This window comes from Syntrophomonas sp. DTU019 (genome assembly GCA_913757435.1).
Classification (GTDB): domain Bacteria; phylum Bacillota; class Syntrophomonadia; order Syntrophomonadales; family Syntrophomonadaceae; genus DTU019.
Genome location: CAJYDM010000001.1, coordinates 390,031 through 411,515 on the forward strand (window position 1 = coordinate 390,031; position 21,485 = coordinate 411,515).

20 protein-coding genes and 1 riboswitch are annotated in these 21,485 nt (G+C 51.3%); all 20 genes read right to left on the reverse strand.

Features of this window, described 5'->3' with window-relative positions:
- Nucleotides 1-2: 2 nt before the first annotated feature.
- Complete coding sequence (locus AC15IQ_RS01960) at nt 3-1,115, reverse strand: ABC transporter substrate-binding protein (protein ID WP_483176961.1); 1,113 nt, start codon at nt 1,113-1,115, stop codon at nt 3-5.
- 13 nt (nt 1,116-1,128) lie between these two features.
- Nucleotides 1,129-1,950 carry an ABC transporter ATP-binding protein gene (locus AC15IQ_RS01965; protein WP_483176962.1) on the reverse strand — a complete coding sequence of 274 codons (822 nt, stop codon included), beginning with the start codon at nt 1,948-1,950 and terminating at the stop codon, nt 1,129-1,131.
- A complete protein-coding gene (locus tag AC15IQ_RS01970) occupies nt 1,951-2,958 on the reverse strand; it encodes a FecCD family ABC transporter permease (RefSeq protein WP_483176963.1) in 1,008 nt (335 codons plus the stop codon).
- A 71-nt stretch (nt 2,959-3,029) separates the two neighbouring features.
- On the reverse strand, nt 3,030-3,836 hold the full coding sequence (locus AC15IQ_RS01975) for an Ig-like domain-containing domain (protein ID WP_483176964.1): 807 nt from the start codon (nt 3,834-3,836) through the stop codon (nt 3,030-3,032).
- A gap of 74 nt (nt 3,837-3,910) precedes the next feature.
- Nucleotides 3,911-4,027, reverse strand: a riboswitch (molybdenum cofactor riboswitch).
- A gap of 138 nt (nt 4,028-4,165) precedes the next feature.
- Nucleotides 4,166-6,388 carry a ribonuclease R gene (gene rnr / locus AC15IQ_RS01980; protein WP_483176966.1) on the reverse strand — a complete coding sequence of 741 codons (2,223 nt, stop codon included), beginning with the start codon at nt 6,386-6,388 and terminating at the stop codon, nt 4,166-4,168.
- Nucleotides 6,389-6,456: 68 nt separating this feature from the next.
- On the reverse strand, nt 6,457-7,008 hold the full coding sequence (locus AC15IQ_RS01985; RefSeq protein ID WP_483176967.1) for an HD domain-containing protein: 552 nt from the start codon (nt 7,006-7,008) through the stop codon (nt 6,457-6,459).
- Nucleotides 7,009-7,797 carry an alpha/beta hydrolase gene (locus tag AC15IQ_RS01990; RefSeq protein WP_483176968.1) on the reverse strand — a complete coding sequence of 263 codons (789 nt, stop codon included), beginning with the start codon at nt 7,795-7,797 and terminating at the stop codon, nt 7,009-7,011.
- Between the two features lie 117 nt (nt 7,798-7,914).
- Entirely contained in the window at nt 7,915-8,145 is a 231-nt protein-coding gene (gene secG, locus AC15IQ_RS01995; protein WP_483176969.1) for a preprotein translocase subunit SecG, read from the reverse strand.
- An 84-nt stretch (nt 8,146-8,229) separates the two neighbouring features.
- On the reverse strand, nt 8,230-9,516 hold the full coding sequence (eno, locus tag AC15IQ_RS02000) for a phosphopyruvate hydratase (protein WP_483176971.1): 1,287 nt from the start codon (nt 9,514-9,516) through the stop codon (nt 8,230-8,232).
- Between the two features lie 33 nt (nt 9,517-9,549).
- Nucleotides 9,550-11,094, reverse strand: coding sequence for a 2,3-bisphosphoglycerate-independent phosphoglycerate mutase (gpmI, locus tag AC15IQ_RS02005; protein WP_483176972.1), 1,545 nt, complete (start codon nt 11,092-11,094; stop codon nt 9,550-9,552).
- Nucleotides 11,084-11,845 carry a triose-phosphate isomerase gene (gene tpiA / locus AC15IQ_RS02010; protein ID WP_483176973.1) on the reverse strand — a complete coding sequence of 254 codons (762 nt, stop codon included), beginning with the start codon at nt 11,843-11,845 and terminating at the stop codon, nt 11,084-11,086. Before tpiA ends, gpmI begins: the two co-directional genes overlap by 11 nt.
- Before the next feature lie 23 nt (nt 11,846-11,868).
- Nucleotides 11,869-13,071, reverse strand: coding sequence for a phosphoglycerate kinase (locus tag AC15IQ_RS02015; RefSeq protein WP_483176974.1), 1,203 nt, complete (start codon nt 13,069-13,071; stop codon nt 11,869-11,871).
- A 12-nt stretch (nt 13,072-13,083) separates the two neighbouring features.
- The gene (gene gap, locus AC15IQ_RS02020; protein ID WP_483176975.1) at nt 13,084-14,088 is read right to left on the reverse strand and encodes a type I glyceraldehyde-3-phosphate dehydrogenase; all 1,005 of its coding nucleotides are present in this window, start codon (nt 14,086-14,088) and stop codon (nt 13,084-13,086) included.
- Between the two features lie 21 nt (nt 14,089-14,109).
- Nucleotides 14,110-15,129: a sugar-binding transcriptional regulator gene (locus AC15IQ_RS02025; protein ID WP_483176977.1), complete on the reverse strand. Its 1,020-nt coding sequence runs from the start codon at nt 15,127-15,129 to the stop codon at nt 14,110-14,112.
- Between the two features lie 226 nt (nt 15,130-15,355).
- Nucleotides 15,356-16,753 carry an RNA polymerase factor sigma-54 gene (gene rpoN / locus AC15IQ_RS02030; protein WP_483176979.1) on the reverse strand — a complete coding sequence of 466 codons (1,398 nt, stop codon included), beginning with the start codon at nt 16,751-16,753 and terminating at the stop codon, nt 15,356-15,358.
- 74 nt (nt 16,754-16,827) lie between these two features.
- On the reverse strand, nt 16,828-17,772 hold the full coding sequence (gene whiA, locus AC15IQ_RS02035) for a DNA-binding protein WhiA (RefSeq protein WP_483176980.1): 945 nt from the start codon (nt 17,770-17,772) through the stop codon (nt 16,828-16,830).
- Between the two features lie 2 nt (nt 17,773-17,774).
- Nucleotides 17,775-18,758, reverse strand: a complete 984-nt coding sequence (locus AC15IQ_RS02040) for a gluconeogenesis factor YvcK family protein (RefSeq protein ID WP_483176982.1) — start codon at nt 18,756-18,758, stop codon at nt 17,775-17,777.
- Entirely contained in the window at nt 18,759-19,646 is an 888-nt protein-coding gene (gene rapZ, locus AC15IQ_RS02045; RefSeq protein ID WP_483176983.1) for an RNase adapter RapZ, read from the reverse strand.
- The gene (locus tag AC15IQ_RS02050) at nt 19,574-20,398 is read right to left on the reverse strand and encodes a PHP domain-containing protein (RefSeq protein ID WP_483176984.1); all 825 of its coding nucleotides are present in this window, start codon (nt 20,396-20,398) and stop codon (nt 19,574-19,576) included. The genes rapZ and AC15IQ_RS02050 overlap by 73 nt, the downstream gene beginning before the upstream one ends.
- 27 nt (nt 20,399-20,425) lie before the next feature.
- Nucleotides 20,426-21,466, reverse strand: a complete 1,041-nt coding sequence (locus AC15IQ_RS02055; RefSeq protein WP_483176985.1) for a bifunctional phosphoglucose/phosphomannose isomerase — start codon at nt 21,464-21,466, stop codon at nt 20,426-20,428.
- Between the last annotated feature and the right edge of the window lie 19 nt (nt 21,467-21,485).

Sequence of the window (21,485 nt, forward strand, 5' to 3'; positions counted from 1 at the left end):
GATCATTTGGTTTTGGGGGCCCGCATACCTGTGCCTTGCAGCATTTTTGCCACAGTGTCCTGATCGAGCTGCCAGTCGAAGAACTCATTGTAAAAATCCTGGGTGGCTTGGACCATGTCCCAGTCCTTGAATAGTTCAGGGTAAGCTAATTTGGCAGTCCACAGAATCACCAAAGGGGTCTCCAGGGAATTGGGGTGCCCCCAGCGGGAAACCCCGATGGGTAATGGCAAGACCCGGTTATTTTTAACCGCCTGCAATGGCCTCCAATGTTCGTGGCCCATTATATATCCCACCAGATTGGGATCATTGACCAGAATGTAGTCGGGATTCCACAACAGTATCTGTTCCAGGCCGGCATAATGGTTGCCATCACTGAATTTCAAGTTCTGGTCGACTGATACGTTCTTTACCCCAGCCGCATTGGTCCAGTCTGCAGCCAGCGTGTTGGCCGTATCGGTGCGGGTAACTTCGGCGGTGGAATGATAGATCGTGGCCCTGTCCTGGTCGGGAATATCTGCCACCCGCTTTTGTACCTCAGCCACGGTTTGTTGATAATACTCGGTATAACGCTGGCCCTCTGCCTCGGTACCCAGTATTTTAGCAATCATCTGCATGGCGTACTGCTGCTCAGCCATGCTGTTAAATTGCAGAGCGATTGCCGGTATGTTAACCTTGCGCAGTTTTTCCATCTCCGCCTCGTTGCTGGTGGTATCACCTTTGATTATGACCAATTCCGCTTTAGTGCTGAGAAGGGTTTCAATGTTGATGACCTCATCGCTTTTAGGCACCGGCAAACCTTTGATGCGCGGAAACATCTCTACCAGCAAGAGGTCTCGCTGCATTCCGCCTGAGGTGGCCACGATAGTGTCAGCCTTGCCATACATGGCAATGGCATATCCCGCTTCGGGGCACAGACAAGCGATTCGCTCAGGATTTATAGGTATTTCAACCTGTCGGCCGATGGTGTCAGTGATTACATGGGTAGGCTTGGCTGTGGACGGGGTGTTTACTGCAGTATTCTGGCAACCCGATACCACCGAAAAAGACAGTAACAACATGATCAGACCTGCTGTGGTCCAGCGTTTGATGCGCATTTTGGCTCGATATGTATTCAATTTCCCTGCCTCCTCAACTTGATCGATGATCGATAGTGCTGATGGGCACTACCTGTTTCAATAGCGCCTCACCATCCAGCTGGCAGTCGATGATACGGGTTTTTATGTGGTACAACTGCCCCAGATTTTGTTCCGATAACACCTCTGACGGTTTGCCCAATGCCATGATTTGCTTATTCTTCACCAGAGCGGCCTGGGTCCTTATACCCTGATTCTCAAAATAATATCCGTGGTTGGGCACATGGGTAGCCATCAACACTGCCAGCCCGGTCTGTTTGACCAACTCTACCACCGTCTCCAAGATCATGAGTTCATGCCGATAGTCCAAATGCGCAGTCGGCTCATCCATGACTACTAACGGGCTGTTTTGCGCCAGAGCCCGGGCTACCATCACCAGCTGCCCCTCGCCACCGCTCAACTGTGTATAGGGACGGTCTTTTAATCTGTAGATGCCCACCATATCCAAAGCTTTCTCGGCAATGGCCCAGTCTTCTGCAGAGGGAGTGTCAAACGGGCCTATGAACGACGCCCGCCCCATGATCACAATATCCCTCACCAGATAGGGAAAAGTCTTTTCATGGATCTGAGGTACATATGCTACTTGCCTGGCAATTTGAGGTGCGGACATGTCTTGTATAGGACAGCCGTTAAATAAAATCTGACCGGAATAAGGCTTCAACCATCCCAAAATACAATCCAACAAAGTGGTTTTACCGCAGCCATTAGGGCCTAACAGGCAAAACACCTCCCCCGGTTCGATATGGAAGCTTATATTTTCGAGAATGGTGGCTTGAGGATATTTAAAATAGACCTCCTTAACCTCCAGCAAAGCCATCTACCAGCCGCCCCCTTTGGTCTTCTTCAAGAGATAAACGAAGAAAGGCCCCCCAATTATGGCGGTCAATATACCCAAGGGTATTTCCGATCCGGTCAGGATACGGCCAAAATCGTCCACGATGACCAGGAAGGCAGCCCCTAGTGAGAAACTGGCCGGTATGAGGATGCGATTGTCATTACCCACCAGCATGCGTCCTATATGGGGGATGACCAAACCCACCCAGCCGATGATGCCGCTCACGCAGACCGCTCCGGCTGTGGCCAGAGTCGCACAGCCTATCACTATGGCTTTGTTTAGAGAGGTGTTTATCCCCAGAGAATGGGCTTCTCGGTCGCCCATCGACAATACATTGATTCTCCACCTGATCAGCATAAGTCCGCTTACTCCTATAAGCATCGGTATTCCGGCTATGTAAATATCGCTGTAGCGGGCTGACGCCAGGCTTCCCATCAACCAGAAGACGATAGCCGGCAGTTCATTCAATGGATCGGCCAGGTATTTGGCCAGGGACAGTAAAGCGGAAAATACCGAAGAGACTATGACTCCTCCCAAGACCAGCATGATTGTAGGCGTACCGTTATATACCCGGCTGATTATATAACTGAGGACAACCGCCAGGATGCCGAATACAAAAGCCAGAGTATAGATCGCGGCCACCCGGTGAAAGAGTATGATTGCTAAAGCCGCCCCGAATCCAGCTCCGGAACTGACCCCCAGAATCCCTGAACTGACCAGAGGGTTGCGGAATAGTCCCTGGAAAGCGGCCCCGCTAATAGCCAGGCAGCCACCCACCATAGCCCCCAGAATGGCTCGGGGCAGGCGGATGTCCCATACCACCGTCTGGTAAATGTCCTCTATATTGCAGGACTGCATAGTTATGCGGCAAAAGACTACGTTTACCACTGTGCCAATATCCACCGGATATCGGCCAATAAGCAATGATACCAGGATCACCGCCAAAGGTGCAGCGATAAAGAGCATCAATATCCAAAACTTTTTCGTCACAACTCACCCCAACAAACTGGTCAGTGGCATTGATAAAATACCGACAGCAGGCCTTTCGTATATGATTTTGATTACAGGCCGCGGCGTTTGCGATAAGCCCACAATGCTCCCAGCCCAGCCAGTACCACAATGGTCAAGTCGATGAAGATCCGTTTGTAACGGTAATCCTCTTGGGCAGCTACATCTGCAGTGGAATCTGCTGCTGCCTGCTGCGCGGAGGTGTTGTCAGTAACTACCGCGTCTGTTGGTGCTGGAGGATTGTTATCCGCAATGGCATCCGCCGCTTCCGCCGCCCCCTGCGGTAGTTCGCTATTCTGGCTGGCAGCCGGATCAGCTGCCGCTGCTTTTTCAGGTGGTACTCCCTGTTTTTCCGGTGGCACAGCATCATCTGCAGTAGCTGCTGGCTGATTGGCAACAGTGGTAAAGGTAATGGTAGCCTTCTTGCCTAAAGTGACCCCGCTTTTGGACTCCATATTAGGGGCAATCTCAATTCTGTATTCAGTCCCAGCTTTAAGCTGCTGCAGGGGTTTAATAATGGCATCATTGCGTTTGTCCCGCTCCACTTGATCATCGGCCATTATAACCTCAATAGGGATGCGAGTATTGCCCGCCCACATGGAAAAGCAGTTGCGGTTATTCTCACGCACCGTCATGTAACACACATTCTTGTTAAAGGTAATTTTGATTTCCGGGTCGAGGGATATACCAGTTGCACCGTCAGCAGGGACAACCTTTTCGACCACCAGCGGTTGCTGCTGACCTCCTCCTGAACCATCGCCAGCACCATCGCCGTTCGCCGCCGCTGCAAAAGCGGGCCAGAGCAGGCAAAACATCAGAGTGATACATAATGGCCCCAATATTCTGTAGTTTATTTTCATATTTCCAACCCCCATAAAATAAAATGTCAGTTGCGAAAACAACTGACTAAGCACCACGAACAGGACCTGTGCGTAGTGGTACCGTCTAGTTTCCTTTCCGCGTCGGGAGGCATAGCCGTTTCCCGCTACACCCTATCGGTCAGCTGCCCGTGGCGATCTTTAGGTACAGTGACTCGAAAACCGGACAAATGGTTATATAATTCAATCCTTAAATAATATTCGACATAATTGAGCTCATCCCTTTTGGAAAATGCAACAAAAATAACGAAGCATGGCAGCACTGCTCAAAAGGCAGCAGCCCAGCCATGCCCTGGTTAGATCCTATATCCTCAAACCCCGATTTTGGGTGTACTGCCCTGTTTGCGGCGGCCCAAGCGGCCGCTTTTGTCAGTCTGGGCCTTTCTGCGGCCCCTGTTCCTTTTCTCTCCGCTGTCGGCGGCCGTCATTTCCACTAGCTCGAAATCAATCTTGGCTTCGTTCACTTCCACCCGCACCAGTTTTACTTGGACCTCATCTCCGATAGCGAAAGTCCTGCCAGTATGGATACCGCGCAGAGTAAAGCTGCGGTCATTAAACTCATAGTAATCATCGGTAATACTGGAGATGTGTACCAGTCCTTCTATAGTGTTCTCCAGAGCTACGAAAATGCCAAAGGGATTGACCGAAGACACCCGGGCCTCGAATTCTTCACCCAAAAATTTCTGCATAAACTGGGCCTTCTTGATATTTACCAGGTCGCGTTCAGCCTCTTCCGCCTTGATCTCCTGGAAAGTGGAATGCTCCCCGTAAAAATTCATTTTGCTTTCCAATGCAGCCCGGCGGCGTTCGTTCATACTGCCATCCAGGACATGGCTTAATACCCGGTGCACGATCAAATCCGGATAGCGGCGTATAGGACTGGTGAAGTGGCAGTAGAAACGCGATGCCAGGCCAAAATGCCCCAAGGGCTGGGGCAGGTAACGGGCGTGTTTCATGGAGCGCAAGACCATCAGGGAGATCATCTGTTCTTCAGGTCGGCCTTGGATGTCCGTCAAGATCCGCTGAAATGTCATAGGTTCCAGTTTGTCGCCCTGTACTTTGTGTCCGAAAACCCCCAAAACCTTATTGAGTTTGATGAGAGCGTCTTCATCAGGCTTCTCATGCACCCGGTATAACAGTGGCATATGCATGCGGTTGAGATGCTCGGCTACGGTCTCGTTGGCCTTGATCATAAAGTCTTCGATGAGCATCTCCCCGGGTCCGTGTTCGCGGATTTTGATATCGATGGGAACCCCTTTTTCATCTGTAATTATCTTGGCTTCAGGAAAATCGAAGTCCAGGACCCCGCGCTTGAGACGAGCACTGCGGACAATATCAGACAGTTCCTTCATCATGTGGAAATCTTCCACCAGGTCACGGTAGCGCTCTTTCAAATCAGGATCATCCTGAGTCAGTATGCGGTTTACGGCGGTGTAGGTCATGCGTTCATTGACTCGGATCACCGATTTGAACAGTTCATAATGAACTACTTCACCGTTGAAGTTAATGTCCATTATACAACTCATCGCTAGGCGGTCTGCCCCCGCGTTTAGACTGCAGATGTCGTTGGATAATTCTCGCGGCAGCATGGGTAGGACTTTATCAACCAGGTAGACGCTGGTGCCTCGTGCACAGGCTTCTTTGTCCAGTTTGCTGTCTTCTCTGACATAATGGGAGACATCAGCGATATGCACCCCAAGTCGGTAGCCGTTAGCGATTCGGCTGATGGAAACCGCGTCATCCAGATCTTTGGCGTCCTCCCCGTCAATGGTAACCATCCTTAAGTCGCGCAGATCGCGCCGTTTGCTGATTTCCTCCGCGCTGACCGGCCGGGCTGCGGCCTGAGCCTCTTTGACCACACCAGGGGCGAAATCCACCCGCAGATTGTGCTTGCGGATCACTACCTCCACATCCAGCCCGGGCTCACCAGGATTACCTAAGACTTCTACGATGCGTCCTTCCGGTAATTTGTTCTTATCCGGCCAACTGGTAATGGCCACCACTACCCGGTCGCCGTTTTGCACCTTGAGCTTGCGGGGTCGGTTCACATAAATCGGATAAATCTGGCGGGGATCATCGGGTATGACTTGAATGGCATGCTTGCCCTTGTCGTAAGTGCCCACCAGGGTCTTGTTGACCCGTTCGATAGCTCTGACGACTTCTCCTTCGGGACGCTCTCCTCCATGACTGGTCTGGCACAGGCGCACCATGACGCGATCATTGTGCATAGCGCCATTGAGGTTCTTGCCGTAAACAAAAATCTCAGCACCTCCCGGATCATCAGGGACCAGAATTCCATAGCCGCGTTGGGAAAGGCGCATCACACCCTTAATCAGCTTCATCATTTCCGGCAAGCCGTACCTATTTTTGCGCGTCCTTAAAATTTCACCTTCTTTTTCCAGGCGCCCTAAAAGCTTGCTGAACTTTATCTCTTCATCATTGTCGATTTCCAAAACCATCAGCAGCTCCCGATAACTGAGGGGGCGGTAAGTATCCTGGCGCATATAGGCCAGAAGGGTCTCTTTGTTGACCATGTAATCCTCCTTCAAATGGGTCTTATTTCTTATTTATATAGTATCTCCGGTTTGCTCGCGCTTTTTTCTCAGAGTCCGATATCAGCGGCGATATTTTTCATATTTTCTAAGGCCACCTGCAGAAAGCTGTCCAAATCCATGCCCAGTTCGGAACAGGTAGCCATTTGCTCGCGGTTGGCGCCGCGGGCAAAAGATTTTTCTTTAAAGCGCTTTTTGAGCGATTTCAATTCAACTGCAGCCAAGGCTTTGTCCGGTCTTATCAAGGCAGCAGCGGTTATAAAGCCGCTGGTGGGGTCGGCGGCGTAGAGGGCCTGATCCATCACCGACCGTCGCGGCAGCCCATGGGCTTCGTTATGCACCCTGACAGCGTAGCAGATGTCCTCCGGCAGGCCCATCTCCTCCAGCATGGCAGCCCCTATTACGGAATGCCTTTGGGGATCGTCGGCAGTTTGGTCGTAATCTATGTCGTGCAACAGTCCTGCCAGGGCGAATTTTTCCTCATCTTCACCCAGATGCCGAGCCAGGCCGCGCATAATGGCTTCAACCGCCAGCGAGTGGTTATACAAGTTCTCCGATTGCAGGTGTTGTTTTAGCAGTGCTATAGCTTCTGTTCTATCCATTTACAGCTCTCCTTTTAGTTCTATAGTGTCACTGATAAACTGCGTGATATGGTTGGCAATCGTCTGCTTTTCCTCCCCCATGGTGGCCACATGGCTGGAGTTTTTTAATTCCCGGTAGCGCACCCTGGTGCGTTTCAAACGGTTGACCAGGTGTTTTCCGCTATTGGCGTTGACAACTTCATCCTGCAGGCTCTGCATCACCAGAGCCGGGCATTTTACTGAAGATAGGCTTCCCAAAACCAGCTTGCGAAGATGGAGCATGCTGCGGAATGATTTCAAAGGATAACAGTGATAAGCCTGACGGCCCTGTTTTTCGTATTCCTCGTATTCTTCGATCTCCTCCTTGGGATAGTATGGCTTGACCAGGCCTAATAGCGGGGTAAGAGCCGATACAAACCAGGAAGTGTTAATGGGATTTCTGGAAAAAACCGGAGCGTTGATACTTATTACTCCCTTGACATCCTCCCTTTGGGTGGCGGCGTAGAAAGCCAGCAATCCACCCATAGAAAGGCCTCCCACAAATAGGTTTTCATAATTGACCGCCAGGCGGGTCAATTCTTCATCCACGGCTCCCGTCCAATCACGCCAGGTGGTATTATCCAGGTCTTCTGGGGTGGTGCAATGGCCCGGCAAGGCGATACCGCTGACCGTGAACCCGCTCTTGCGATGAACCAATTCAGCCGTCGGGTAGACTTCTGATGGCGAGCCGGTAAAACCGTGCAAAAAAAGCAAGGCGGTGTTGTTGCTGCCCTGCAATTCAAATGGCTGTGCTGCGATTGCTTTTTTCATAGACAATCCTTCCCTTTCAGTCAGGACCATATGACTACATCTGCTGTGATGTTCATTATATACCAAAAGCAGGCACCTGTGGGCGCCTGCTTTGTAAGCTCTTTGATTTGGACTGCCCTAACTGACCAAGGCCAGCACCAGGGTTACTACCATGAAGGCCACTGCCAACCAGGCAGTGATACGGCTTAAGAGTTCATCCAGGCCCTTCTTTTTGCCCCCGAATATGGCCTGGCTGCCGCCGGCGATGCTGCCTGACAGACCCGCACTTTTGCCTGACTGCAGGATTATGGTGGAGATGAGAGCCAGCGATATAATCACCTCAACGATGATCAATACGGTTTTTAACAAATTTTCACCTCCATTTCAAATCATTGCATCAGAACAAATTTCATTTTAGCACACCCTATGACGAATTGACAAGCAAGCTGCAGATTAATTGCGATGTGCAGCGAAAACCTTGATTCCGCGATAATCGGCAAACTCATCCAGCTCCTCTTCGATCCTTAAGAGCTGATTGTATTTGGCTACCCGGTCGGTCCTGGCCGGGGCGCCGGTCTTTATTTGTCCTGATCCGGTGGCGACGGCGATATCAGCGATGGTCGAATCCTCGGTTTCACCGGAACGATGGGAGATAACCGTGGTGTATCCGGCCCGCATAGCCATCTTTACAGCATCCAGGGTTTCGGTCAGGGTGCCGATCTGGTTCACTTTGATGAGGATGCTGTTGCCTACTCCGCGTCTGATACCCATGGCTAAACGTTCAGTGTTGGTCACAAAGATATCGTCGCCCACTAGCTGTATCTTGTCTCCTATCCGTTTGGTCAACATTTCCCATCCCGTCCAGTCGTCTTCGGCCAGTCCGTCTTCAATCGATACTATCGGGTATTTGCTTACCAGGTCGGCATAGAAATCCACCATTTCTTCCGAAGTCAAGACCAATCCGTTGCTTGCCAGGTGGTATTTGCCGTCTTTGTATAATTCACTGGCAGCTACGTCCAAAGCCAGATAAACATCCCGCCCGGCCTCATAACCGGCCTCTTTGACTGCATCCAAGATAACCTCAATGGCTGCCTCGTTGGAAGGTAGGTTGGGAGCGAAGCCGCCCTCGTCACCTACTGAGGTAGCCAGTCCCCGTGATTGCAGGACTTTTTTCAGGGTGTGATATATTTCCACCGCCATGCGCAGACCTTCACGGAATGTTGCAGCCCCCACCGGGACCACCATGAACTCCTGAATATCCACATTGTTGTCGGCATGCTGGCCGCCATTTAATATGTTCATCATCGGCACTGGCAATTCACGAGCATTGACCCCGCCGATATACTGGTACAGGGGCAGATCGAGATGATTGGCGGCAGCCCGGGCCACGGCCAGGGATACTCCCAAAATAGCATTGGCTCCTAGCTTACTCTTGTTGGGGGTGCCGTCCAGATCGATCAAAAGGGTGTCGATATCTACCTGACGGCGCGCTTCCATACCGATGATCTCAGGGGCGATGATGTCATTGACATTGTCCACCGCTTTTAAAACCCCTTTGCCCAGGTAACGCTGCTTGTCGCCGTCACGCAATTCCACCGCCTCATGAACCCCGGTGGAGGCACCGGATGGCACTATGGCTCTACCCATGGTACCGTCTTCCAGGATGACTTCCACTTCCACGGTCGGGTTGCCCCTTGAATCCAACACTTCCCGTGCGAATACATCGATAATTGTGCTCATGCTTTGTCTCCCTCCAGAATTTGTGAAATAACGTCAGTCTTTGATTATAAGTGATCTACCCGTCATTTCTTCGGGCACATCAATATTCAGCAGTTCCAGCATGGTGGGGGCGATATCGCACAGGGCGCCGTCTCCCCGCAAGCGGGCTTGCTGATGATAGTTCGATATCAGAATAAAAGGAACTTTGTTACAGGTGTGAGCGGTAAACGGCCCTCCAGTAATTGGACATTGCATGGTCTCACAATTGCCGTGATCAGCGGTCATCAGTACAATGCCATTCTGGGCTAATACCGCCTCGGTTACCCGGGCCACGCATTGATCCACCGCATGAACGGCCTCCATGGCAGCCTCTAGTATGCCCGTATGGCCAACCATGTCAGGGTTGGCATAATTCATTATTATAACGTCGTAAATCCCCCGGTCTATGGACTGCAGGACCTGCCTGGTAACTTCCGGGGCGCTCATCTCCGGTTTCATGTTATATGTCTTTACGGTGGGAGAAGGCACCAGTATACGGTCTTCATTGGGATTGGGGGCTTCCACTCCTCCGTTGAAGAAAAAGGTCACGTGTGCATACTTTTCTGTTTCGGCGATGCGCAGCTGGCGCAAGCCATTATTGGCCAGGACTTCTCCCAGGGTATTTTTCAGGTTCTGGGGTTCGAAGGCCACCGGCGCATTTATGGTAGCGTCGTATTGGGTCATCATCACATAATGGACCTTTGGCCAGATTTTACGTTCAAAATGGTCGAATTCAACGTCAACAAAGGCCCTGGTAATCTGCCGAGCCCGATCAGCCCGGAAATTGAAAAAGATAACACTGTCGTTGTCCTGCACCATGGCAATTGGTGCACCCTGTGGATCAACCAGCACTACCGGTTCCACAAACTCATCGGTGACCCGGGCTTCATAGCTGTTTTCTATGGCTGCCGCCCAGTTGGGGGCGGGATTTCCCTGACCATATACCAGTGCTGCGTAGGCTCTCTCCACCCTCTCCCAGCGGTTGTCCCGGTCCATGGCGTAGAATCTGCCTCCTATAGTGGCAAATTGCCCCAGGCCTAAAGCTCTCATATGCTCGTCCAGTTCATGCAGGTACTGCGGCGCGGTCTTGGGCCCTACATCGCGACCGTCAAGGTAGGCATGTATATAGACCTTCCCAATCTGTTCCCGCTTGCACATGTCCAAGAGGGCCAGGATGTGTTCCATGTGGCTGTGCACGCCTCCGTCTGAGACCAGTCCCATAAAGTGTACCGCAGCCCCTTTGTCCCGGGCTGAATGAACTGCCTCAAGCAGAACCGGATTCTGAAAAAAAGAACCATCCTCAATGGCATTGCTGATGCGGGATATCTCCTGATACACTATCCGCCCTGCGCCCATATTCAAATGTCCCACTTCGGAATTACCCATCTGCCCGGCAGGCAATCCCACCGCTTTGCCGCTGCATTTTAATTCCGTAGCCGGATACTTTTGATACAGCCGGTAGAAGTTCACCGGATCAGCATTAGTAATGGCATTTCCGGCGCAATCGGAACCGGTCCCCCAACCATCCAAAATCATTAATACCATCGGTTTATTTGACATGTTCACCTACTCCAACCATTGCCGCCAGCGACGCTGGTTCTAAACTGGCGCCCCCTATCAGGGCGCCGTCGATATCCGGCTGTTGCAGAAATTTATCGATATTATCGGCTTTGACACTTCCGCCGTACAGTATTCTGATCTTGCTGGCGGCTTCTTCACTACTCAAAGCTGCCAGTCCCCGGCGGATGAACAGGGCCATCTCCTGCGCATCATGATAGGAAGCATTTATGCCGGTGCCGATAGCCCAGACCGGCTCATAAGCGATCACCACATCTTCGGGCTCGAAATCAAGGCCGGCCAGGGCATGCTGCAGTTGTTCCTGCACCACCTGCATGGCCAGATTGTTCTCGCGCTCCTGCAAGGTCTCACCTACGCACAGAATCGGCTTGAGCCCGTTTTCGAGAGCAGCCGCCAATTTTTTATGGACCATGAAATTGTTTTCCCCCAGGATGTGACGACGCTCGGAGTGCCCGATGATTACATAGCGGCACCCGGCATCGATCAGCATGGCCGCCGAAACCTCACCGGTAAAAGCCCCCTGCGCTTCCCAGTACATATTTTGTGCTCCGAGCATCACCCTGCTTCCTGCCAGAGCTGAGTTCATGACACTCAGACCAGTAAAAGCAGGGCAGATGACCATATCCACTTTTTCCACCGCAGCTACCCGGGGCAGAAATTCTACCGCAAATTGCTGGGCCTCGGCCTTCACTTTATGCATTTTCCAGTTGGCTGCAATAAGCAGTCTTCTCATCCGCTTCAACTCCTCACTACCATTCACGCAGTGGCTTTGGCCTCACAAACCGCCACTCCAGGGAGTTCCCGGCCTTCCAGGAATTCCAGGCTGGCCCCGCCGCCGGTCGATATATGGGTAATGCCCTTCTCGACTCCCAGATCATGAACGGCTGCTGCCGAATCCCCGCCGCCGATCACGCTCAATGCCGACGACCTGGCCACAGCCCGGGCCACCTCACGGGTGCCGTGGGAGAAAGGTTCGTATTCATATACCCCCAGAGGACCATTCCATACGATGGTTCTGGCGTCCATGATGGCTTCACGGAACCGCGCCACGGTCTGGGGGCCGATATCGAGTATCATCATATCGGAGGGTATATCCTTCACATCGACGGTCTTAATAATAGCCTCTGAAGAGATTTCTGAAGCTATGACCACATCGTTCGGCAGCAATAGAGCTACCGCTTTTTCTTGCGCCTTTTTGATCAGGCGGCGGGCTTCTTCCAGCAGATCATTCTCAGCCAGTGATGTGCCCACTTCAAAACCTTGTGCTTTGAGGAAAGTATTGGCCATACCGCCGCCGATCACAATCACATCCATCTTGTCGATGAGGTTGTCGATAAGCCCCAATTTGTCAGCGATCTTAGCCCCTCCCATGATGGCCATACGCGGCTGTTGGCCTTCTTCTAAGACCTGCTTTAGCATCCTGACTTCCTTCTCCATCAATAAACCGGCATAAGCAGGCAGATAATAGGCCACTCCGGTAGTAGATGAATGCGCCCGGTGGGCGCTGCCAAACGCGTCATTGACGAACAAGTCGCCTAGTTCAGCCAGCGCTTTGGAAAACTCGGTGTCGTTCTTCTCTTCCCCGGGATAGAAACGCACATTTTCCAACAGCACAATATCGCCATTTTGCATCCGTTCGACCAGGGATTGAACTTCCGGGCCGATACTGGCCGGGGCCATGGCCACCGGCTGGTGGATCAGATGGCTAAGGCGAGTGGCTACTTTTTTCAGGCTGTACTTCTCTTCGAAAGCCCCCTTGGGGCGGCCGAGATGGCTCATCAGTATCAGGCAGGCGCCCTGTTCGACTAGGTACTCAATGGTGGGAAGAGCTTCACGAATCTTGGTATCATCAATGATATTGTTGTCTTTGTCTGTGGGCACATTGAAATCGACGCGCATCAACACTCGTTTTCCTTTGACCTCAGCATCCCTAACACTACGCAATTGCTGCACCTCCATTGTAAGTTCCCTTTATAAGCCTTTAGCGGCTATATACTGGGCCATATCCACACACCTCATTGAATAAGCCCATTCATTATCGTACCAGGCTACCACTTTAGCGGTCCTATCACCCATGGTCATAGTCAGCAGCCCATCCACTATAGCGGAATGGCTGTCCCCGCGGTAATCCGCCGAAACCAGAGGTAATTCCGTGTATTTCAAAACACCCTGCATGCGTCCCTGACTGGCCTGTAAAAATGCCTGGTTGATGGCATCCTTGCTGGCTGGTTTCTCCAATTCCACCGTCAGGTCCAGCAATGAAACCACCGGCGTGGGGACTCTTATAGCCAACCCATCCAGCTTACCTTCTAATTCAGGTATGACCAGGCCCAGCGCACTAGCAGCCCCGGTAGTGGTAGGTATCATAGACTGGCCGGCCGCCCGTGCGCGGCGAAGATCTTTATGTGCCAGATCCAGGATGCGTTGATCATTGGTATAGGCATGGACTGTAGTCATCAGTCCCTTAATAATTCCAAACTCATCCAGTAGCACTTTGGCCACCGGTGCAAGGCAGTTGGTAGTGCAGGAAGCGTTGCTGAGGAGTTGATAAGCAGGCAGATATTTATCCTCATTTACCCCCATTACCATGGTCAGATCGATGTCATCGCCAGGCGCGGTGATGATGACCTTTTTAGCCCCAGCCTGCAAGTGTAGGCCCGCTTTGCTGCGGCTCCGGAAGACCCCGGTGCCTTCTATGACTATATCCACTCCCAGCTCGGCCCAGGGCAGTTGGGCAGGATCCTTCTCGCTCAGGTAGCGGACCTTTTGACCATCGATGACCATATGGCCTGATTCTATGGATACATCGCCCTGAAACTCGCCGTGCAGCGTATCATACTTAAATAGATGAGCACTGGCCTTGAGATCACCCAGATCGTTTACTGCCACCAGTTCCAAACCCGGTCTCTGTAAAACAATTCGAGCTACCAAACGCCCAATTCTCCCAAAGCCATTTATTCCTATCTTTACTGACATGGTTCAACCACCTTTCCTCTTTTATAAGCCCACGATCGCCTTTGCTGCTCCTTCGTCCGTGATCAGCACAGACTGTTGTCCTCTACTCAAAACTGCCTTAATAGCCGAGGCTTTATTGCTGCCACCGGCCACAGCAACTACGGTTTCAATATGGGCTAGATCATGAAATTCCAATCCAATTCCAGGAACCTCATATACTATATTGCCCTGTTCATCAAAATAATATCTAAAGGCTTCGCCCACCGCTCCTCTATCCTGTAAAAGTCCGATTTCAGCTGCGGTCAGCCCACGGCGGGCAGCCATCTCCATAGCCGAACCGACTCCATGAAACAGCACCTGACTGGATTTGATTAGCTCAGCTATCTCCATTATGTAGGGATCTTGTTTTAAGGCCTGGGCTGTGGCTTGCTGCAATTTATCGGGGATGTGCAGCATTCGGTACTGAGCGCCGATTATTTTGGCGATACGGGCTGCAATAGTGCCTGCCTGCTGTTCCACATCCTCACCCAGACCTCCTCGGGCGGGAACCACCATGAGATCGGGAATACCAATGCCATCGGTTATGGCATCGGCGATTTGAGCCATGGTGCTGCCACCGGTAACCGCCAGGGTACAGCCCGGGAACAAGGTCTTTTTCATATGCGCGGCCGCAGCTCGGCCCAGATCTCGTTTGATCATCGCATCTTGAAAGGAATCCCCCGGCACCAATATCACTTCCTGCAGGTTAAAGCGCTTTTTGATCTGTTCGGCGAGGGTGTGTATGTTAAAAAGAAAGGGAACGAATACGTCGATCTCGTTCATAATATGTTCGCCGGCTGGGCTGAGATAAATGCCTGCAGCTGTGGTGTGAATCAGGCCGGTGGCTTTCAGCGTTTCGACCTCAGACCGAACCATGCGTTCGGTGTAGCCCAGAGCCTTGCATAGCTGCCGTCTTCCCACAGGTTCCTGGTGCATGATCTGCTTCAGCATCTTGTAGCGGTTGGTTATGGACTCCATCGCATCAGGAGCGAAGCGTTCCATTATGGTAAAAAATCTCTCCATGAAGTACTCCAGGCCAGGGCCGTCAACTCAATAGGGATATCTTTAACCCCGAGGGGCAATTTTGCCCCATCGCGAAAACAGTGAATCCCTTAAACTACAAATAGTATAACATAAATGTGGAAAAATAATGCAAGGAGAGTTGGAAAAGCATTGCCTTCTCGAGTCAGCATCGGTGTGACTCTTTATAACATATGAACCGGCCTGCCAAAGGGTGTTAGCCCAGCGGCTAGTAGCGGCGCCGGGCTGAGGTGGACGGTATGTTGAGTTCCTGGCGGTATTTAGCCACGGTGCGACGAGAGATGCGGATGCCTTTTTCTTGCAACTGCTGGGAGATAGCCTCATCACTGATAGGGTGTTGAGGGTCTTCGGCTGCAACTATGGCCTGCAGCATATGCTTGATGCTCTTGGATGACACTTTGTCTTCACCTTCGCTGGATTCCACCCCGGTGCTGAAGAAGTACTTAAGTTCAAACAAGCCCTGTGGAGTCTGCATGTATTTATTGGTAGTAGCCCGGCTCACCGTGGATTCATGTACATTGATCAGTTCCGCCACCTGGCGCAGGGTCATGGGCTTAAGATACTTGACCCCCTGATCAAGAAAATCGGTCTGTAAATCGACGATGCACCTGGCCACGCGGTACAGTGTCATGCGGCGCTGCTCTATACTGCGAATCAGCCATACCGCCGAGCCCATTTTTTCTTCAAGATACTTGCGCGCTTCTACAGATTGGGAATCGGCTTGTTTAAGCATATTTCCATACATGTTGTTGACGATTAAGCGGGGGAAGTTAAAGTCATTTATAATGACCACATATTCGCCTTCGATTTTCTCTACAATTATATCCGGGGTCACGTATTTGATCTCATCACCGCTGAACTGCAGCCCGGGCTTGGGATCCAGCGTTCTAATCAGATCGCAGATTTGTTGTACCTTCTGTACCGGCGCACCCACCTTCTGGGCGATATGATTCAGTCTGCCCCGGGCAAGTTCAGGCAGATACTTATTTATAATCTCCCGGGCCATATCGGAATCCTTGCCATACTGTTTCAACTGAAGAATGAGACATTCGGAAAGATCGCGGGCACCAAGTCCAGGCGGATTAAAGGACTGAATCAGCTCCAGGGCATTATTCACCGCCTCCAGGCTGACTTCCAGGTGGCGGGCTACATCCTCTAGTTTGACGGTCAGATAACCATTCTGATCAATGCTGCCGATAAGATATTGGCCGATGAGCTGTTCTTCCTGGGTGGTGCTGTATAAATGCAGTTGGAATTCCAGATGTTCGTAAAGGCTGGGCTTTTGCGCCACGAAATTTTCCAGGGATTTTTCCTCAGCAGAATAATTTACCCCGGCATCGTATTTGTCGCGATCGTTATCCCCGAAAACATCCAGCCATTCACTGATGTCGTTATTGCTCTCAGGCTCGTTCTCCGGCTGGCTTTCAACCGTATTATCCTCATGGTCGGTCTTCTCTTCTAAAAGGGGATTCTCAGCCAATTCATTGCGAATATATTCGGACAACTCAAGCGAGGACATCTGCAGTATAGCGATGGCCTGGCGAAGTTCAGGAGTCATCAGCAGCTTCTGCTGCTGTGCCAGAATTACATCATGAGTAAGCCGCATACTAACTTCCCTCTCATATCAAAGCAGGTCTTCTCTACTTCTCTACTTCTCTCTCTATCTGCTGAACCTTACTGTTAACTGGAAACATCAATTATGTTTTCAGCCCACTGTTCCAGTTTGCGCATCCGGTAGGCAGCCCCTGATTTGCTCAGTGGCGGGTCTAACAGGTCTCCCAATTCCTTGAGGGATTTATCAGGATACTCGATCCGAAGCCGGGCCAGGTCGCGGAGCTGGGCGGGGAAAAACTCCCATCCTTTCAACTCCACCAGACGGTTTATCAACTCTATTTGCCGCACCGAAGCATCCACCGTCTTAGCCAAATTGGCTGTTTCACAATTCACCTGGCGATTGATGCTGTTTCGCATCGATTTAACAATGCGCACATTCTCAAAGTCCAATAGAGCTTTATGAGCGCCAACCACACGGAGGAAGTCTACAAGTTGCTCACCCTCCTTTATATATAATACCAAGTTTCTTTTGCGTTCGACTATCCTACTGAACAAGTTAAATTTGGATAACAGTTTTTGGATTTCTTTGGCCAGGGGCAAGTCCTGCAATACTATCTCTAAATGGTATTCACTTTCAGGTCGGTTGATGAAGCCGCGGCTCAAAAATATGCCGCGCAAATAACTGCGCTTGCAACAGTTTCTGCGAATCAAGGCCGTGTCCAGGCGCCTTTTTTTATTACCGGCGGCGCTCAGGCTCTGCATCCTCTGCCACAGATCAATGTCCCTCTTATTTATGATAGCATGTACTTTATAAATGCGGGTCTTTTTAAAACGTCTGCGGGTTTTGGCTTCCACTGTGGTCTGCAGGCCATACACCAATTTTATCAGGGTGAATATCTTGCGAGCTATTCCAGCCTGCTCGGCCTGGACCACCAATTCCAACTGTTCAGCATCGGCTTTTCCCACCCGCCCGTTCACATGAACCAAAGCGGCTAGTTCAGCACGGCGACAACAGGTTTTGTCAGGTATCTCCCGAGCTAATTCCTCTTTTACCTGGTTGGAAAAACTCATCTCTACCCCTCTTCTGATGACCCGGCATTGGATCTTATGATATCGATAATGACCCGGGCCAGTTTGTTAGGCTCATGCCAGGCAACATCGGTGTGTGAAACCAGGTCTTCCTCTATCAGGTGTATGCCCATGGAGATGATCTCCTCACTGCTTATCCTCACCGGCACAGCGTTCTCTTCCCGATAGCGTTTCAGGCGGTCTTCATCGATAGGCCCAGAGTTGACGATCACATAATCTATGATCTGTTTGCCGAGGTGTTGCAGGATGACCTGCAAATGGTCGGCCGCACTATAATCATCAGTTTCCCCTTTTTCGGTCATAATGTTGCTCACATAACAGGTCACAGCGCGGGACGCTTCAATGGCAGGCACCACTCCATGCACTAGAAGATTGGGGATTATACTAGTATACAGGCTGCCCGGTCCAAGGATAATAGCATCGGCCTCACGGATAGCCTCCAGAGTCTCCGGAGCCGGGAGGCATTTCTCCGGTATCAAAAACACTTTCTCTATCTTCTGCTCATGCTGACGTATCGAAGTCTCCCCGGTAACAGTGCTGCCATCTTGCATTTGCGCTGCCAGGTTCACGTATTCCAGAGTAGCAGGCAGCACCTGTCCGCGCACCTTCAATACCTGGCTGACTTCGCGAATGGCTGATACGAAATCCCCGGTGATATCAGTCAGGGCCACCAGGAGCAGATTGCCCAGGCTGTGTCCCTGCAGACCATCTCCGGCGTTGAAACGATGCTGAAACACCTTGTCCATCAGGGTTTCTGTTTCCGCCAGGGCAACCAGGCAGTTGCGGATATCACCAGGCGGCAGGACCCCCAGCTGGGACCTGAGTCTGCCGGAACTACCCCCATCATCGGTCACAGTCACTACCGCGGTCAAATTCGAGGTGTACTTTTTTAGACCTTTGAGCATGACAGACAGGCCAGTACCCCCGCCAATTACTACTATCCTGGGTTCTAAGTTGAACCGACTCATTTACTCCTCCAATTTGTACTTTGAAATATCTCTATGCCTGACAATAACGTTATATCCCATCTGTTTAAGCTGCTCCCCGATGTAGGCGGCCAGGACTACGGAACGGTGCTGCCCCCCGGTACAGCCAATGGATAAAGCCAGGTTGGTCTTGCCTTCATTTATATAATGCGGGATCAGAAATTTCATCAGGTTCACAAAGCGGCGTGTGAATGATTTGGTAATGGTGGAATCCATTACATAATCAATAACCTCGCGGTCCTCACCAGTCATTTTGCGCATTACCGGATTATAGAAGGGGTTGGGAATAAAGCGGACATCGATAACGAGGTCTGAATCAATGGGTATACCCAATTTATAGCCGAATGAGACTACATTGACGGTAAAAGCATGAGTCTGACGGTGGCCGTAGAGGCTGGTTAGCTTGTCCTTCAATTCCCGGGGTGTCAGAGCTGAGGTGTCGATGACCACATTGGCTGAGCCACGCAACTCTTCCAGCATGTTCTTTTCCACCTGTATGGCTTCCTGCAGCCTCCAAGTGTTGGACAGGGGATGACGGCGCCGGGATTCCTTGAAGCGCCGGATCAATACCTCGTCGGAGGCATCTAAAAAAAGGATTTCATAAGGTATCTGCTCTTGTTTGAGGTCGTCTAAAGATCGGGCCAGATCAGAGAAGAATTCTCCTCCCCTGGCGTCGATGACCAGTGCTACCTTGTCTATCTTGCCTTCGGACTGCAGGCTCAGTTCCACAAATTTGGTCAATAAAACCGGGGGGAGATTGTCGACACAGTAATACTCCATGTCTTCCAGACAGTTGATTACCTGGGTCTTGCCGGCTCCCGACAATCCAGTGATGATGAGTATGTGTAAATTCTCCCTTTTTTCCCCCATACCGCGATCCCTCCCCCGGCAGCATGGTTGACGATGCGCTCCGGGTCCAGGCCTAAGGCCTCCACCAGGCTGCCTCCGTAAGATAACTCTCCTACCGTCTCCGGGAAATGTGCGTCGCTGTTAATAATGAAGCGAACCCCAGTATGCTCCGCTTCTATTATATCAGATATGGGAGGATGGTTATGGCCGCAATTTATTTCAAAAAGGACCTCATTCTGGCTGCAGGCTTCTGCCACGGCCCGGATATCGACACGAAAGAACAGCCCCGGGTGAGAGAGAATGTCCAGTTGGGGATTGTTTTCCACCGCCGCTATACAGGCATCGGTGTTAGCTACTACGGCTTTTCGCGACTGTTTTTGCCCCAGATGGCGCAGTGAATTCTGCACCCACAGAGCCATACCGTCATGCAGCGAAGTAGGCCTGGTATACGGATGTATACCGGCGATGAGCAAATCAAGTTCAGCGATGATCTCATCGGGAATGTCTAGCGTGCCTTCAAGATCGCGAATATTGGCTTCAGCACCAATGAGGATGCGGATATCCGGATACAACTCCTGCAGCTGGGCCGCCTGGCCTTTGTTATACAGATAAGTCCGAGCATCTTTGACACCGATCACCGCCGCCATGGGGCCGTGATCGGTAATGGCCACTTCCATCAGACCTTGCCGATGAGCAGCGGATACTATCTCCCGCATGTTCTGGCGACCATCACTTAAGTGGGTATGGGTATGATAATCTCCATAAAAGCGCACCACATCACCTGTTTCTCTATGATTTGGCTAACTACCTGAGCTGGCCAGTTCAGCTTTGAGGTAATCGATGACTTTTACCGGAGTAGGATCGATGCCGTACTCCAGGGCCAGGTAGTAACTTACGTAATCGCCTATGTAAATCAATGAGTAGATTCGGGCTAGAAGCGATTCTCCGGCACTCTCAACCTCGATCACCTTTTTGACTTTGCTGGCGATTACTCCACGGGTTATCTCCATACGCTGCTGCACCCGCTGATGATCGAGACTGTCCCGGAGAATGATCACCACCAACTGTGAGAGCAGCTCTTGGGGAGCTTCAAAACCCACTATTTCGTTGTGGTTGAGTTCGGGGAACACGTTGTAATAAGCCGGGCTTTTAGCGTTTTCATTGATCTGCGCTTTCCAGCGCAGTGCCGCGGGTTCGGTATGATTGGCACTGCCCCATATCACCGGAATGGCGTCTTTGATAACTGCGGCAATATCCCGGGCTATATTTCCTTCCTGCAGGTCAGGCTGCAACAGCCTCCTCAAACTTAACAGAACCGCAGCGGTCTCCTCGATATCCCGGTCGGCATTTTTGATTATCCCGGCACTCTGCAGGGACAATAACAGGGGTGCCAGCAGATAGCCAGTGGCCGCCCGGGGAGAAAGCCCGCCGGGGATGGCAACTACACCATAGCCGTCATCTTGTGCATACTGACTCAGTTTACCGCCGCTGCTGATTACTAAAATCTCAGCCCCTCTGGCTTTGGCCTGTTGGTAAGCCGCCAGGGTCTCTTCAGTGTTGCCCGAATAACTCACGGCCACAAACAGGGTAGTTTTATCCACAAACTGTGGCAAGTCATAGCCACGGTTAACATAAACAGGCAGGGCCGCCTGCCGGAAGGCATAGGCTTTGAGAATATCGCCGCCTATGGCGGAACCGCCCAAACCGGATATCATTACATGTTGATATGGCTGCCGGTATCTCTCCACTTCCTGAAAATTCATCCCCAGGCATTGTGAGAATTGTTCCGGTAAGCCGTAAAGGTAGCTTTTCATTGGTTCCTGCAATACGTTTGCGGACATTATCGACCCCTCCTTCATT